At 72.0% G+C, this 12,624-nt stretch carries 13 protein-coding genes, 1 tRNA gene and 1 other RNA gene; 9 read left to right on the forward strand and 6 right to left on the reverse strand.

Annotation, left to right across the window (positions count from 1 at the left end):
* Positions 1-1,486: DNA polymerase III subunit gamma and tau (locus tag ABZ873_RS04570; protein WP_360865061.1), on the reverse strand; the 1,486-nt coding region annotated here is incomplete at its 3' end.
* A 95-nt stretch (positions 1,487-1,581) separates the two neighbouring features.
* An RNA gene (ffs, locus tag ABZ873_RS04575) (signal recognition particle sRNA small type) lies at positions 1,582-1,676 on the reverse strand.
* A gap of 121 nt (positions 1,677-1,797) precedes the next feature.
* On the opposite strand from ffs, the gene ABZ873_RS04580 reads away from it, so the two are divergent.
* Positions 1,798-1,882: transfer RNA gene (locus ABZ873_RS04580), tRNA-Ser, on the forward strand.
* Positions 1,883-2,130: 248 nt separating this feature from the next.
* On the forward strand, positions 2,131-3,432 hold the full coding sequence (locus ABZ873_RS04585; RefSeq protein WP_360865064.1) for a GNAT family N-acetyltransferase: 1,302 nt from the start codon (positions 2,131-2,133) through the stop codon (positions 3,430-3,432).
* 187 nt (positions 3,433-3,619) lie between these two features.
* Here ABZ873_RS04585 and ABZ873_RS04590 read toward each other — a convergent pair whose 3' ends face one another.
* On the reverse strand, positions 3,620-4,432 hold the full coding sequence (locus ABZ873_RS04590) for a VOC family protein (protein WP_360865067.1): 813 nt from the start codon (positions 4,430-4,432) through the stop codon (positions 3,620-3,622).
* Between the two features lie 101 nt (positions 4,433-4,533).
* Between ABZ873_RS04590 and ABZ873_RS04595 the strand changes: the two genes are divergently transcribed.
* On the forward strand, positions 4,534-5,133 hold the full coding sequence (locus tag ABZ873_RS04595) for an HhH-GPD-type base excision DNA repair protein (protein WP_360865070.1): 600 nt from the start codon (positions 4,534-4,536) through the stop codon (positions 5,131-5,133).
* Between the two features lie 86 nt (positions 5,134-5,219).
* Entirely contained in the window at positions 5,220-5,693 is a 474-nt protein-coding gene (locus ABZ873_RS04600) for a cupin domain-containing protein (RefSeq protein WP_360865073.1), read from the forward strand.
* Here ABZ873_RS04600 and opcA read toward each other — a convergent pair.
* Both opcA and ABZ873_RS04610 read right to left on the reverse strand, forming a co-directional pair.
* Positions 5,642-6,574 carry a glucose-6-phosphate dehydrogenase assembly protein OpcA gene (opcA, locus tag ABZ873_RS04605; RefSeq protein WP_360865078.1) on the reverse strand — a complete coding sequence of 311 codons (933 nt, stop codon included), beginning with the start codon at positions 6,572-6,574 and terminating at the stop codon, positions 5,642-5,644. The two genes, ABZ873_RS04600 and opcA, sit on opposite strands and share 52 nt — an antisense overlap.
* A gap of 168 nt (positions 6,575-6,742) precedes the next feature.
* Positions 6,743-8,461 carry a helicase HerA-like domain-containing protein gene (locus ABZ873_RS04610; RefSeq protein WP_360865081.1) on the reverse strand — a complete coding sequence of 573 codons (1,719 nt, stop codon included), beginning with the start codon at positions 8,459-8,461 and terminating at the stop codon, positions 6,743-6,745.
* A gap of 88 nt (positions 8,462-8,549) precedes the next feature.
* Here ABZ873_RS04610 and ABZ873_RS04615 point away from each other — a divergent pair, with 88 nt between their 5' ends.
* Positions 8,550-8,846, forward strand: coding sequence for a type II toxin-antitoxin system VapB family antitoxin (locus ABZ873_RS04615; RefSeq protein WP_030010424.1), 297 nt, complete (start codon positions 8,550-8,552; stop codon positions 8,844-8,846).
* Between the two features lie 92 nt (positions 8,847-8,938).
* Positions 8,939-9,610 (forward strand): LytR C-terminal domain-containing protein, encoded by a 672-nt coding sequence (locus ABZ873_RS04620; protein ID WP_360865086.1) that lies wholly within the window; start codon positions 8,939-8,941, stop codon positions 9,608-9,610.
* Between the two features lie 40 nt (positions 9,611-9,650).
* Here ABZ873_RS04620 and upp read toward each other — a convergent pair whose 3' ends face one another.
* Positions 9,651-10,286, reverse strand: coding sequence for a uracil phosphoribosyltransferase (gene upp, locus ABZ873_RS04625; protein WP_360865089.1), 636 nt, complete (start codon positions 10,284-10,286; stop codon positions 9,651-9,653).
* 164 nt (positions 10,287-10,450) lie between these two features.
* On the opposite strand from upp, the gene ABZ873_RS04630 reads away from it, so the two are divergent.
* The 3 genes from ABZ873_RS04630 to ABZ873_RS04640 all read left to right on the forward strand — a co-directional run bounded on the left by ABZ873_RS04630 (position 10,451) and on the right by ABZ873_RS04640 (position 12,571).
* On the forward strand, positions 10,451-11,392 hold the full coding sequence (locus tag ABZ873_RS04630; protein ID WP_360865092.1) for a universal stress protein: 942 nt from the start codon (positions 10,451-10,453) through the stop codon (positions 11,390-11,392).
* 126 nt (positions 11,393-11,518) lie between these two features.
* Positions 11,519-11,698, forward strand: coding sequence for a hypothetical protein (locus ABZ873_RS04635; RefSeq protein ID WP_360865095.1), 180 nt, complete (start codon positions 11,519-11,521; stop codon positions 11,696-11,698).
* A gap of 324 nt (positions 11,699-12,022) precedes the next feature.
* Positions 12,023-12,571, forward strand: a complete 549-nt coding sequence (locus ABZ873_RS04640; protein WP_360865098.1) for a hypothetical protein — start codon at positions 12,023-12,025, stop codon at positions 12,569-12,571.
* Positions 12,572-12,624 lie beyond the last annotated feature (53 nt).

Below are 12,624 nucleotides of genomic sequence, written 5' to 3' on the forward strand. Positions count from 1 at the left end.
ATATGCGGTTGTGTGAGGGTTGTTCTCGGTGGGGCACTCCCCCGCCCCGGCCCCGGCCCCGGGGGGGGGGGGCCGGGGGAGCGGCCGGAGCGGGGGCGGGGGCAGGGGCGGCCTGCACGGGCTCGGGAACCGGCGCGGGAGCAGGTGTGGGCGCGGGAGCGGGAGCAGGAGCGGGCGCGGGAGCACCGACAGCGGCCCGCGCGGCGGCGGGCCCGCCACCAGGACCGGCCGGCGCCATGGCATGGGCCTCGGGCCCGGGTACGTACCCCATGGCGGGCCCGGCACCCTGCGGCGCGAGGACCGGCGGCCCGGCGGCGAAGGCGGCGGCCCCGCTGCGCTCCAGCCGGTCGAGCCGCGCCTGGAAGGACCGCTCGTCGTCGAAGGCGGCCGGCAGCAGCACGCGGGCGCAGATCAGCTCCAGCTGGAGCCGCGGCGAGGTCGCCCCGCGCATCTCGGTGAGGCCGGTGTTGACCAGATCGGCGGCGCGCGACAGCTCGGCCGCCCCGAAGACGGACGCCTGGGCCTGCATCCGCTCCACGACATCGGCGGGGGCGTCGATCAGCCCCTTCTCCCCGGCGTCCGGCACGGCGGCCAGGATCACCAGATCGCGCAGCCGCTCCAGCAGGTCGGCGACGAACCGGCGGGGGTCGTTGCCGCCCTCCACGACCCGGTCGACCACCTCGAAGGCGGCCGCGCCGTCCCCGGCGGCGAAGGCGTCGACGACGGAGTCGAGCAGCGAGCCGTCGGTGTAGCCGAGAAGAGAGGTCGCCATGGCATACGTCACACCCTCCTCACCGGCACCGGCGAGGAGCTGGTCCATGACGGACATCGAGTCACGCACGGACCCGGCGCCGGCCCGCACGACGAGCGGCAGCACCCCGTCCTCCACCTGCGCGCCCTCGCGTCCGCAGACCTCGCCCAGGTACTCGCGCAGGGTCCCGGGCGGCACCAGCCGGAAGGGGTAGTGGTGGGTCCGGGACCGGATGGTCCCGATCACCTTCTCCGGCTCGGTGGTGGCGAAGATGAACTTGAGGTGCTCCGGCGGCTCCTCGACCACCTTCAGCAGGGCGTTGAAGCCCGCCGAGGTGACCATGTGGGCCTCGTCGATGATGTAGATCTTGTACCGGCTGGACGCGGGGCCGAAGAACGCCTTCTCGCGCAGGTCACGGGCGTCGTCCACACCACCGTGCGAGGCGGCGTCGATCTCGATGACATCGATGGACCCGGGCCCGTTCCTGGCCAGGTCACGGCAGGACTGGCACTCCCCGCAGGGATCGGGGGTGGGACCCTGCTCACAGTTGAGGCACCGGGCGAGGATGCGCGCGCTGGTGGTCTTTCCACACCCGCGCGGCCCGCTGAACAGGTACGCGTGATTGACCCGGTTGTTCCGCAGGGCCTGCATCAGGGGCGCGGTGACATGCTCCTGACCGATGACCTCGGCGAACGACTCGGGGCGGTAGCGGCGGTACAGCGCAAGGGACGACACGTCTACGAGGTTATCCGGGCCCACCGACAACAGCCCACAGCCACCGAGCGCACCGCAAGCGGCGGGCCCCCGGGAACAGCACCGCCCCGGGAACGCAAAGGGCCCCCCACGCACCCACCAGAGCCCACTTACCCTTGCTGCCTTCCGGCCCTGGGGGAGTTGGGTGAGATAGCGCCACGTGAGGGGCTGGCCCCCACCCTAGCGGATCCCACCCCCCGGAATCGACCCCGCCCCGCACCCACACCCCCGCCCCGCCCCCTCGGAACGATCACGTTCGCGAGCACCCCTCAACGTCTTGTATTGTTTGCCGCGGAGGATTCGCCTAGTGGCCTAGGGCGCACGCTTGGAAAGCGTGTTGGGGGCAACCCCTCACGAGTTCGAATCTCGTATCCTCCGCACCCGCCCATCAGGGCAGCCGAAGGCCCGGACAGCGATGCTGTCCGGGCCTTCGTCGTCTCCTGGTTCCAGTTGCCGCGTCTCACGGCCTTGAGCGAAGCCGAGCACGGCAGGACCAAGCCACAGCTCACCGGCCCCGCGCTCGTATCGGCCAGGATCGACTCAGAACAGCGGTGTCCATGACGACCGGGGCCCTGCTGATCCAAACTTCGGTGACGATAGGACGCCACGGACGAGGAGCACAGCGCATGGCCGAGCGAACGATCTACCTCGATCCGGATCGGCGCGGCCCGCAGTCTCGGAAGATCCTGGTCCGCTCCAACCGCTGGTACGCCACTGTCGAAGTCGACCGCGACGGATACGTCGATGCCACGACGAGGCGGGGCGATGCTCCCGATCTGCCCGCCGCCTACACGGAGGCCGTCGACAGGGCTCGAACCGTCTCTATCGACCACATCTGGTGCGAGGGATATGCGGGCAACTTCACCTGGGGTGATGGTCCGCGCTGGATCACCCTGTACGTTCAGTTTCCCCACGTCGGGGCTACGGTTGAAGCGCTGCGTGCAGCTGAGCTCGACCACGAGTACAGCGGACTCCACGCCCTCGCCGACCGGCTGGCGCTCCCCGTCGATGACTGGCTCGCCCCTGGTGAGCGGGAGCTGGTCCGTGGCATCGACTTCACCTCGCCGCCCGGGGCGTTCCTGCGTTTCCTGCGAGTCAAGGCCAAGGCACGCGGGGTGCGGCTCAACGGACGCGCAACCCCAGGGAGTGTGTGGGTTCGCCCGACTCTGCCACCTGCAGAGAAGCAGAAGCGGGAGAGGTTTCCCGAGCGGTATCCCGAGTGGGAAGACCGATGGACTGGATATGTCGAGCAGGACGGTGCGCCAGTCCGACCTTGGGTGGGCGGCAGAGATCAGAATCTCAGTTACGGCGCCGCTCCTGTCGAGTTCCGCCACGTGGAGGCTCCCGAGGGCGGCCAGTGTCCCTGCGGCATGAGCCTGAAGGACGACTGGAATGGCGGCAAGGAACACACCTCCCACCATGCGGCGTGGGCATTCGGTATCCGGGCACCCAGGAACCTGGACTGGTGGGCCGACGTGGCCGTCGTCACGACGGAATCGCCGATTGCCTGGAGGAAGCTGACCCACCAGGCAGGGCGGATGCCGCAAAGGGAGAACCACTACGACTTCAACTCGTGGTCCGACCTTGCTGAACCCAGGCAGACCCCGGACAACGTACGGGCGTACCTTCTGAAGGCCAACGAGTACGTCATCGGCTACCTGGCCGCCCGGGACTCAGATCAGCACATCCGCTGGGATCTGATCGACGGATCGGAATACGGCGACGAGGACGGCACTCTGCGACCGCTCATCGACCTGATCTGGGTGGCGAACTCCTATCGCCGACAGGGCGTTGGCGCCAAGCTCGTACAAGTCCTTGCCGACGACTTCGGGTGCCAAGTCACCGAAGTGTCCTGGTCGCACCCAGTCAGCGCCGCTGGCCAACGTCTCGCGCGCCGGGTTTCACCGGGTGGCATCTGGATCGGCTGAAGCTCCAGCAGACATCCTTGAGTCAGACTCATTGGGCAGCGCAAGGGGATACTGCATCCGTGACTCACCCATCGCGACCACAGAGCGCCGGCTGACAGCGTGGAGCTCTTGGGATCCATCAGCCGGCGGACTCAAGCCAATTAAGAAAACGGTCTTCGGGCGTCGTTGTCCTGCTCTTTGGTCGCCGTCAGGTGAACGTCGGCATGGTGCCCGTTGTTGTCGACAAGTCGATTACGGCGAAGGCCGCGCCCTGGGGGTCCGCCACTGCTGCGAAGCGGCCGAAGGGGCTGTCCATCGGGCCGAAGTGGAGTTTGCCGCCGTGTTTCTGGGTCTTCGACACCGCCTCGTCGCAGTCCGGGACCGCGAAGTAGACCTGAATGTACGGCGGCACCTCCGGCGGGAAGTCGTCGTCCATCCGCATGCGGCCCAGCACCGGGTTCCCGGGGCCGCCGACGCTGAACACCTTGAAGTCCATGTCCGGCGCGTCCGGGTCGCTGCCCGGTTCCATCTGCTGGGCGCCGTACGGGAAGACCCGCGGCAGGAAGGTGTCCGGTGCGGCCGGGTCGCGGGTGAAGACCTCCGCCCAGGCGTACGCGCCGGGCTCGCCCATCTTCTCGAAGCCCTTGTGGTCGCCCGGCTGCCAGACCCCGAAGACGGCGCCGCTCGGCTCCTTCGCGATCAGCATCGTGCCGAAGCTGCCCACCTGCATCGGGCCCATCAGAACCTCGCCGCCGTGCGCGGTGACCTTCTCCGCCGTGGCCGCCGCGTCGGGCGAGGCGAGGTACAGGCACCACTGCGAGGGGGCGTCGGCCCCCGGCATCGGCGGGACGACGGCCGCGACGGCCTTGCCGTCGGAGTACGCCTGCGTGTAGTTGCCGTACTCGCTGCTGGACTCTCCGAAGGTCCAGCCCAGCACGTCACCGTAGAAGGTCTTGGCCGCCTCCACGTCCCGGAACATCGCGTCCACCCAGCACGGCGCGCCCTCGGGGAACTCTTGCATCTTCGATCGACTCCTCGGCTGTCCCGACGTCCCCCGTACTCACGCTAGGCGCGCGGTGTGCCTCCCGCGCGGGGAGCGCACCCGCGCGGGAGGCTGGAGCCATGGACAAGGACATCACCATCCGGCTGGCCCAGCAGCCGGAGGCCGACGCACTGCTCGGCCAGAGCCCGCTCGCCGCGCTGGTCGGGATGCTGCTGGACCAGCAGGTGCCGATGGAGTGGGCCTTCTCCGGGCCCTGGACCATCGCCCAGCGGCTCGGCACGGACGATCTCGACGCGCACGCGATCGCCTCGTACGACCCGGAGGCGTTCGCCGCGCTGCTCTCCGAGAAGCCCGCGGTGCACCGGTACCCGGGGTCGATGGCGACGCGGATCCAGCAGCTCTGCGCGTACCTCGTGGAGCACTACGACGGCGACGCCGAGGCCGTGTGGGCCGACGCGGCGACCGGGCGCGAGCTGCTGAAACGCCTCAAGGCGCTGCCCGGCTTCGGGGAGCAGAAGGCGCAGATCTTCCTCGCCCTGCTCGGCAAGCGCTTCGGCGTGCGCCCCACGGGCTGGCGGGAGGCCGCCGGCGGCTACGGGCAGGCGAACGTCTACCGCTCGGCGGCGGACATCACCGGGCCGGAGTCCCTGGCGAAGGTGCGGGCGCACAAGCAGGAGATGAAGGCCGCCGCGAAAGCCGCCAAGGCCGCGAACACCTGAGTTCTCCGCAGCCTCCGGATTGACCGGCCCGGCCGGTCACCGATTGACCTGCGCCGCCGGTCGATCCGGACCCTAGGTTGAACGACATGACAGAGATCGCCACCCGCGCCGCCACCGCCGAGACCGTCCAGGACGCCCCCGGCAGCCGCATCACGCTGCTCACCGACACCGCCGAGCTCACCTGCAACACCGCCACCTTCGACGAGGGCGCGGCCGGCGCCCCGGTGCACTTCCACACCAGGGCGACCGAGTTCTTCCACGTCACCGCCGGGCGGCTCGACGTCCTCGTCGGCGACGAGATCCACACCCTCGACGCCGGCGACTTCCTCGCCGTCCCGCCCGGCGTCCGGCACGCCTTCGCCCCCGCCGCCGGCCACACCGCGAGCGTGTTCGTCGGCTTCACCCCCGGCATGGGCCGCTTCGACTACTACCGCCTGCTCGGCCGGGTGCACGCGGGCGAGGCCACCGTCCAGGACATCAAGGACAGCTCGGCGGCCTTCGACAACCACTACGCCGAGAGCGCCGCCTGGAGCGGCCGCCGCCGCAGCGCGGAGCCGTAGACCACGTCCGCGTCGAGGCGGCGCAGTTCCTCCGCGATCAGTTCGACGCCGCTGCGGATCTTGAGCGCCACCTTGCGGTCCGGGCTCCCCGGCAGCCGCAGCGTGGCCAGCGCGCCCCCGGGCCGGTCCACCCGGATCTCCCCGCCCGCCGTCTGCAGGCCGACCCCGGTGATCACCGGGCCGTCGGTCGCCACCCGGGCCACCGGGACCCCGAGCCGGTCCTCCAGCCAGCGCGCCAGCAGCTCCGCGCTCGGGTTCTCCGGCTCGCTCTCCACCGACGCGCCGGTCACCGGCTGCGGCAGCTGGTCCAGGGCCGCGGCCAGCAGCGCCCGCCAGGGGGTCAGCCGCGTCCACGCCAGGTCGGTGTCGCCCGGCTGGTAGCCCGCGGCCCGCTCGTCCAGCACCCCGACCGGGTCGAAGGCGGCCACCGCGTCCGTGATCCGGCGCTGCGCGAGCGCGCCCAGCGGGTCCCCCGCCAGGTCCGCGGGGGCGTCGGCCGGCCACCACGCCACCACGGGCGCGTCCGGGACCAGCAGCGGCAGGACGACCGACCCGGCCTGCTCGGTCAGCGCCCCGTGCAGGCGCAGCAGTACGAGCTCCCCCGCGCCGGCGTCGGAGCCGACGCGCAGTTCGGCGTCGACCCGGTCCTGGCGGAGCTTGTGCGGGCCGCGCGAGACCCGCTTGATCACCGCGATGATGCGGCACGGGTGCTCGCGCGCGGCCTCGGAGGCCGCGCGTACGGCGTCGTAGGCGTTCTCCTCGTCGGTGACGACGACGAGGGTCAGTACCAGCCCCATCGTGGGGCTGCCTATGGCCCGGCGGGCTTGCAGCAGGGCCCGGTTGACCTTGCTGGACGTGGTGTCGGTGAGTTCGGTCCGCATGCGCCGAGTCTGTCAGCGCCCCCTCCGGTCCGGGCACCCGGTGCGCTCGATTCCGCCTGGAGCGGCCGCCCGTACGAGGACCTCCGCGTACGAGCACCCGACCGTACGAGGACCCGACCGTACGAGGATCCGCGCGCCCGGCGTGCGCCCCGCGCCCCGCCCCCGCCCTCAGCGCCTCCGCCGTGCCGTGCCGAACACCGAGCGGGAGATCTCCCGGCCCAGCTGCGTACCGATCGACCGGGCCAGCGAGCGGAACAGCCCGCTGCCGACCACCTGCTCGGCCAGCGAGGGCTCCGGCTTCGGCGCGCCGCGTCCGGCCCGGCCCGCCTCCTTCTGCGCCGCCTTCGCCCGCTTCTCCTCCTCGGCCTCCGTCGCGGCCGCCTCCGCCTCGGCCTCGGCGGCCGCCTGCTCGGCGCTGATCCGCTCGTACGCCGATACGCGGTCCACCGGCTGCGCGTAGCGCGCGTACAGCGGCGAGGACTTCACCGCCCGGTCCAGGTCGGCCTCCGCGACCGGCCCCATCAGGGACTGCGGGGCGCGCAGCCGGGTGGCCGCGACCGGGGTCGGGGCGCCGTTCTCGCTGAGCACGGTGACCACCGCCTCGCCGGTGCCGAGGCCGGTGAGCAGCTCCTCCAGGTCGTAGGGGGAGCGCGGGAAGGTCTTCACGGTCGCCCTGAGCGCCTTGGCGTCGTCGGGGGTGTAGGCGCGCAGCGCGTGCTGGACCCGGTTGCCGAGCTGGGCGAGCACGTCCGCGGGCACGTCCTTGGGGGTCTGGGTCACGAAGAAGACGCCGACGCCCTTGGAGCGGATCAGCCGCACGGTCTGGGTGATGGAGGCGAGGAACGCCTTGGAGGCGCCGTTGAAGAGGAGGTGGGCCTCGTCGAAGAAGAAGACGAGCTTGGGCTTGTCCAGGTCCCCGACCTCGGGCAGGTCGTTGTAGAGGTCGGCCAGCAGCCACATCAGGAAGGTGGAGAAGAGCTGCGGCCTGTCCTGGACGGCGGGCAGTTCGAGCAGCGAGACCATGCCCCGCCCGTCGGGCGCGGTCCGCAGGAACTCGGCCGTGTCGAACTCGGGCTCACCGAAGAACTCCGCGGCTCCTTGCGTCTCGAAGGCGGTCAGCGCCCGCAGGATCACCCCGGCGGTCACCGTGGACAGCCCGCCGATGCCCTTGAGCTCGGCCTTCCCCCGGTCGGAGACGAGGAAGGCGACGACCGCGCGCAGGTCCTTGAGGTCGATCAGCTCCAGGCCCTTGGTGTCGGCGTAGTGGAAGATCAGGCCGAGGGACTGCTCCTGCGTCTGGTTGAGCTGGAGCACCTTCGACATCAGGACGGGGCCGAAGCTGGTGACGGTCGACCGGAGCGGGATGCCGGAGCCGATCCCGCCGAGGGAGTAGAACTCCCCGGGGCAGCCGGCCGGCTCCCAGCGCTGCGCCACCTCGCGGGCCCGCCGCTCGGTCCGCTCGCCGGGCGTGCCGGGGGCGGTGATGCCCGAGACATCGCCCTTGACGTCGGCGAGGAAGACGGGGACGCCCTGCGCGGACAGCTGCTCTGCGATGAGCTGGAGCGTCTTGGTCTTGCCGGTGCCGGTGGCCCCGGCGACCAGTCCGTGCCGGTTGAGCATCGACAGGGGGATGCGGATCTGGCGCTCGGGCAGGCAGGCGCCGTCCCAGAGCAGGGCTCCCAGGTCGAGCGCGGGCCCGGTGAAGGCGTATCCGGCGGCGATCCGCGCGGCGGGCCCGTCAGCAGCCCCGGCAGCGTCGGAAGCCTCGGCAGCCGGAGCCGCCGGGGGAGCCGCTGAGCCGGCAGCCGCTCCCGGATCCGCCGGATCCGTCCCCTTCGCGGCATTCGTCCCGGTCTCCGGAACAGCAGGGTCCGTGCTCTCACTCATGGATCACTCCCCAAATAGCCCTCTTCGTCACTTTTGCACCGCCCGCGCGAGGCTGCGCCCGCAGGCACGGGCCCGGTAGGCTTTCCGTGTGATCTTCAAGCGCATCGGCAGCGGGCGGCCGTACCCCGACCACGGCAGGGAAACCACCCGGCAGTGGGCGGACGTCGCGCCGCGCCCGGTCCGGCTCGACCAGCTCGTGACGACCAAGGGCCAGCTGGACCTCGAAACGCTGCTCGCCGAGGACTCCACCTTCTACGGCGACCTCTTCGCGCACGTCGTGAAGTGGCGGGGCGACCTCTACCTGGAGGACGGGCTGCACCGCGCCGTGCGCGCGGCCCTCCAGCAGCGCCAGGTGCTGCACGCGCGCGTCCTCGAAATGGACTGACGCTTCGCGAAGATTGCGCCTTTCGGGTCGCCATTGACCTATCAGCAGATCATTTAGTAGGCATCGCCACCGGGTCGCATTACGCTGCGCCCATGAGCATGCTCACTCCCCCCGGCATGGGCGGAAAGTACCGCGTCACGGGGACGGCCTACCCCCGCATGAGCCGTAAGCGGAGCCGCCCGCGGATCGTTCTCGCCGTGCTCGGTTCGGTCCTCGCCCTGGCCCTGGTCGGCTACGGGGCACTGCAGCTCATCGACGTGTTCCGGGGCGAAGGCCCGAAACGGAACACGGCTGCGGGTGCCAAGGACTGCCCGACCACAGCCCCCGGCGCCGCCGCCAAGGGCGCCCCCGTCGCCGCCACGGCCGCCGCCTCGGCGACGCCCGCGGTGGCCCTCCCCGCCCCCGGCCAGATTCAGGTCAACGTCTACAACGCGACCGCGCGCGCGGGCCTGGCCAAGGCCGTCGGCGACGAGCTCGCCAAGCGCGGCTTCGTCGTCGGCAAGGTGGGCAACGCGCCGCCCGACTTCGACAAGAAGGTCCCCGGCACCGGGATACTGCTCGGCGCGCCGAGCACCGACAAGGGCGCCTACGCCGTGCTCGGCACCCAGCTCGCCGGCATGACCCAGCAGACCGACACCCGCGAGACCGCGGACATCGACCTGATCCTGGGCGATGCCTTCAAGGAGCTCAGTACGAAGGAGGACGCGGACAAGGCGCTGGCCCTGCTGGCCAACCCCGCGCCCGCGCCCGTCAAGAAGTGCTGACGGCCGGCGGCCCGGCGGACGCGCCGGGCCGCCGCGCCCGCTACTCCGCCGAGCCGTACATCCGGTCGCCCGCGTCACCCAGGCCGGGCACGATGTAGCCGTGCTCGTTGAGCCGCTCGTCCACCGCGGCCGTCACCACCGTCACCGGGGTACCGGCCAGATCGCGCTCCATGACCTCGACGCCCTCGGGCGCGGCCAGCAGCACCACGGCCGTGACATCGTCGGCGCCGCGCTTGATCAGCTCCTGGATCGCCGCGACCAGCGTGCCGCCGGTGGCGAGCATCGGGTCCACGACGTAGACCTGGCGTCCGGAGAGGTCCTCCGGCATCCGGGTGGCGTACGTGGACGCCTCCAGGGTCGACTCGTTGCGCACCATGCCCAGGAAGCCCACCTCGGCCGTCGGCAGCAGCCGCACCATGCCGTCGAGCATGCCGAGGCCGGCCCGCAGGATCGGGACGACCAGCGGACGCGGGTGGGAGAGCTTCACGCCCGTGGTCGGGCCGACCGGCGTCTCGATGTCGGACTGCTCGGTGCGCACGTCGCGGGTGGCCTCGTAGGCGAGCAGGGTGACCAGCTCGTCCGCGAGCCGCCGGAACGTGGCGGAATCGGTGCGCTTGTCGCGCAGGGTGGTGAGTTTGTGCGCCACCAAGGGGTGATCGACGACCTGCAAACGCACAACATCCTCCAAGACTCAGCCTGCGACCCGGCAAAAACGGCCGCACGACGCGACCCGCACCCAAAAGGCTACGCGCTGGAACGGGCCCTCCGCGTCCCAGGACCCGGCCGCGCCCGCCCCGTCCTGCGGATGCGCCCCGCCCGGACGCCCAGCACGCTGGACGGATGAGCAACGCACCGGTCATCGTGGCGGTCGACGGGTCCGAGCACAGCCTCAGGGCCCTGGAGTGGGCGCGGGCCGAGGCCGAACTGCACCGCACCGGGCTGGTCGTGGCCCATGTGCTGCCCGACCACGCCCAGTTGTACGCCGGCCGCCGCGCCTCCCTGCACGACCGCGGCGCGCCGGAGGAGACCGCCGACCCCGTGCACGACTGGCTCCGCGCCACCCTCGGCGGCGGCCCGGGGCTGCCCGGGGGCATCCGCTACGAGGCCCTGGAGGGCTCCGTACCCGAGGCCCTGCGGGTCATCGGCGCGGAGGCCCGGATGCTGGTGATGGGCTCGCGCGGCCGCGGCGGCTTCAAGGCCCTGCTGCTCGGCTCCAGCAGCCGGGCCGTCACGGCGACCGCGCCCTGCCCGGTGGTGGTCGTCCCGCACGCGGACCGCAGCGCCGGAACCGACGCCTCCGGGGAGTCCGCCGGGCGCGTGGTGCTGGGCCTGCACGCCGCCGAGACCCCCGACGACGTACTCGTCCACGCCTTCACGGAGGCGGCCGTGCGGGGGACCACCGTCCAGGTGGTCTCCGCGTACGCCGTCCCGCCCGCGCCCGCCCTCGTGGTCGACGCCCCCTTCGCGGTGATCCCGCCCGAGGGGCTGGCCGACGAGGGCGACGGGGTGCCCGCCGAACGGGAGATGCTGCGCGCCCAGACCAGGCGCCTGGAGCCGTACCGCGCGCGCTACCCGGACGTGCCCGTGGAACAGGCGGCGGTGCCCGGCGACGCGGCGGGCCGGCTGGTCATGGCCTCCGCCTCCGCGGCCCTCGTCGTGGTCGGCCGGCACCACCCGCGGCGCACCGCCATGGCGCTCCAGATCGGCTCCGTGGCCCACGCCGTCCTGCACCACGCGCACGGCCCGGTGGCGGTCGTTCCGACCCTGCACGACGACGACTGAGTGCGCACGCCCGGCCACGGATCACCGGCCGCAGACGTCTGACCTGCACGGGGGTGGCATCAAACGGCCTGTCCGAGGGAAGGTGGGTGCCGGGGGGAACGACCGACCAGCCCAGGGTGGTGGCCGATGCCCGAGACGCAGCCGAGCGACGACACTCCGGAGACCGCGGCGCAGCGCCGAGCGCGCCGTGCGCAGTTCCTCCGCGACCTCATGGAGGCGCGCGAGCTGCGCGACCGCGTACAGCCCCGCCGCGCCCGCGCGGCCCGCATGCGCCAGCAGATGCGCATGCGCACCTTCCGCTGGTGACCCCTGCCCGTACGGCTCCTTGCGCGCCCGTACGGATTCCCCCGCGCCCGGCGTTCCCCCGCCCGCCGGCGCGACACGAGCGGCCCGCGGGGCAGCCGGCACGGCCCCCGCGCGCCCGGAACGCCCCCTCGCCACAACCCCGTACCGGCCCCGGCGCGGGGCGGCGCGGCACGACGCAAGCGCGGAAGACCTCTCGCAAAGCCGCTGTTTCTGCCACGATGCCGATTGGGCGGGGCAGGGCGGCGCGCAGCACAGCCGTTCCGTCCCATCCTCCGGCCGGGGGGACCTCCAACCGGCACGCCTAAGACCAGTGGGAGAGTCACGGTGTATTTCGCCGCACTGCTCGCGCGCACCGAAGACGGGTGGGAAGCGAGCGACATGGAACTCGACGATGTCGAGTCCCTCAGTGATCTGATCGATCTCGCCCGGTCCGCCGCTGTCGACGACGACACGGTGGTCGCCCTCATCGAGCAGGAGGACGCCTGGTTCGGCGTCGTCCGCGTGGACGGCGAGGAGGACCCGCGGTATTTCGTGTCGAACGCCGCCGCGGCCGACCGCAGCTCCTACGGCTCGATGCTGACCAAAGAGCTGCTGGGCAGCGACGAGGAGGACGACGAACTCGACGAGCTGGACCTGGACGGCACCGAGGACGGCGAGGAGGATGCCGTCTCCGCGTACCGGGACGAGGACGACGACGCGGACGAGGCGGGCGGGACGGGCTCCGAGCCGGTACCGGCCGGTCCGCTCGGCGATCCCCGGCTGCTGGACGACCTCGGCGTGACCAACAGGCAACTGATGACCCTGGACGGCGACGCCCTCTCGGAGATCGCCGAGTCCCTCGGAGCCACCGAGGTCCTGGAGGCCGTCCGCTAGTGCTCACCACGGACACCACCGATCCCGTCGATCCCGTACGGGACCCGTGGCGC

It is taken from the genome of Streptomyces sp. NPDC047014 (assembly GCF_040644195.1).
Taxonomy (GTDB): Bacteria; Actinomycetota; Actinomycetes; order Streptomycetales; family Streptomycetaceae; genus Streptomyces.

What these genes read in the sequence shown, in the direction of transcription:
- ABZ873_RS04585 (WP_360865064.1), top strand. Translation starts at nt 2,131, where the DNA reads ATGGCCGAGCGAACGATCTACCTCGATCCGGATCGGCGCGGCCCGCAG.
- ABZ873_RS04590 (WP_360865067.1), bottom strand. Translation starts at nt 4,432, where the DNA reads ATGCAAGAGTTCCCCGAGGGCGCGCCGTGCTGGGTGGACGCGATGTTC.
- ABZ873_RS04595 (WP_360865070.1), top strand. Translation starts at nt 4,534, where the DNA reads ATGGACAAGGACATCACCATCCGGCTGGCCCAGCAGCCGGAGGCCGAC.
- ABZ873_RS04600 (WP_360865073.1), top strand. Translation starts at nt 5,220, where the DNA reads ATGACAGAGATCGCCACCCGCGCCGCCACCGCCGAGACCGTCCAGGAC.
- opcA (WP_360865078.1), bottom strand. Translation starts at nt 6,574, where the DNA reads ATGCGGACCGAACTCACCGACACCACGTCCAGCAAGGTCAACCGGGCC.
- ABZ873_RS04610 (WP_360865081.1), bottom strand. Translation starts at nt 8,461, where the DNA reads ATGAGTGAGAGCACGGACCCTGCTGTTCCGGAGACCGGGACGAATGCC.
- ABZ873_RS04620 (WP_360865086.1), top strand. Translation starts at nt 8,939, where the DNA reads ATGAGCATGCTCACTCCCCCCGGCATGGGCGGAAAGTACCGCGTCACG.
- ABZ873_RS04630 (WP_360865092.1), top strand. Translation starts at nt 10,451, where the DNA reads ATGAGCAACGCACCGGTCATCGTGGCGGTCGACGGGTCCGAGCACAGC.
- ABZ873_RS04635 (WP_360865095.1), top strand. Translation starts at nt 11,519, where the DNA reads ATGCCCGAGACGCAGCCGAGCGACGACACTCCGGAGACCGCGGCGCAG.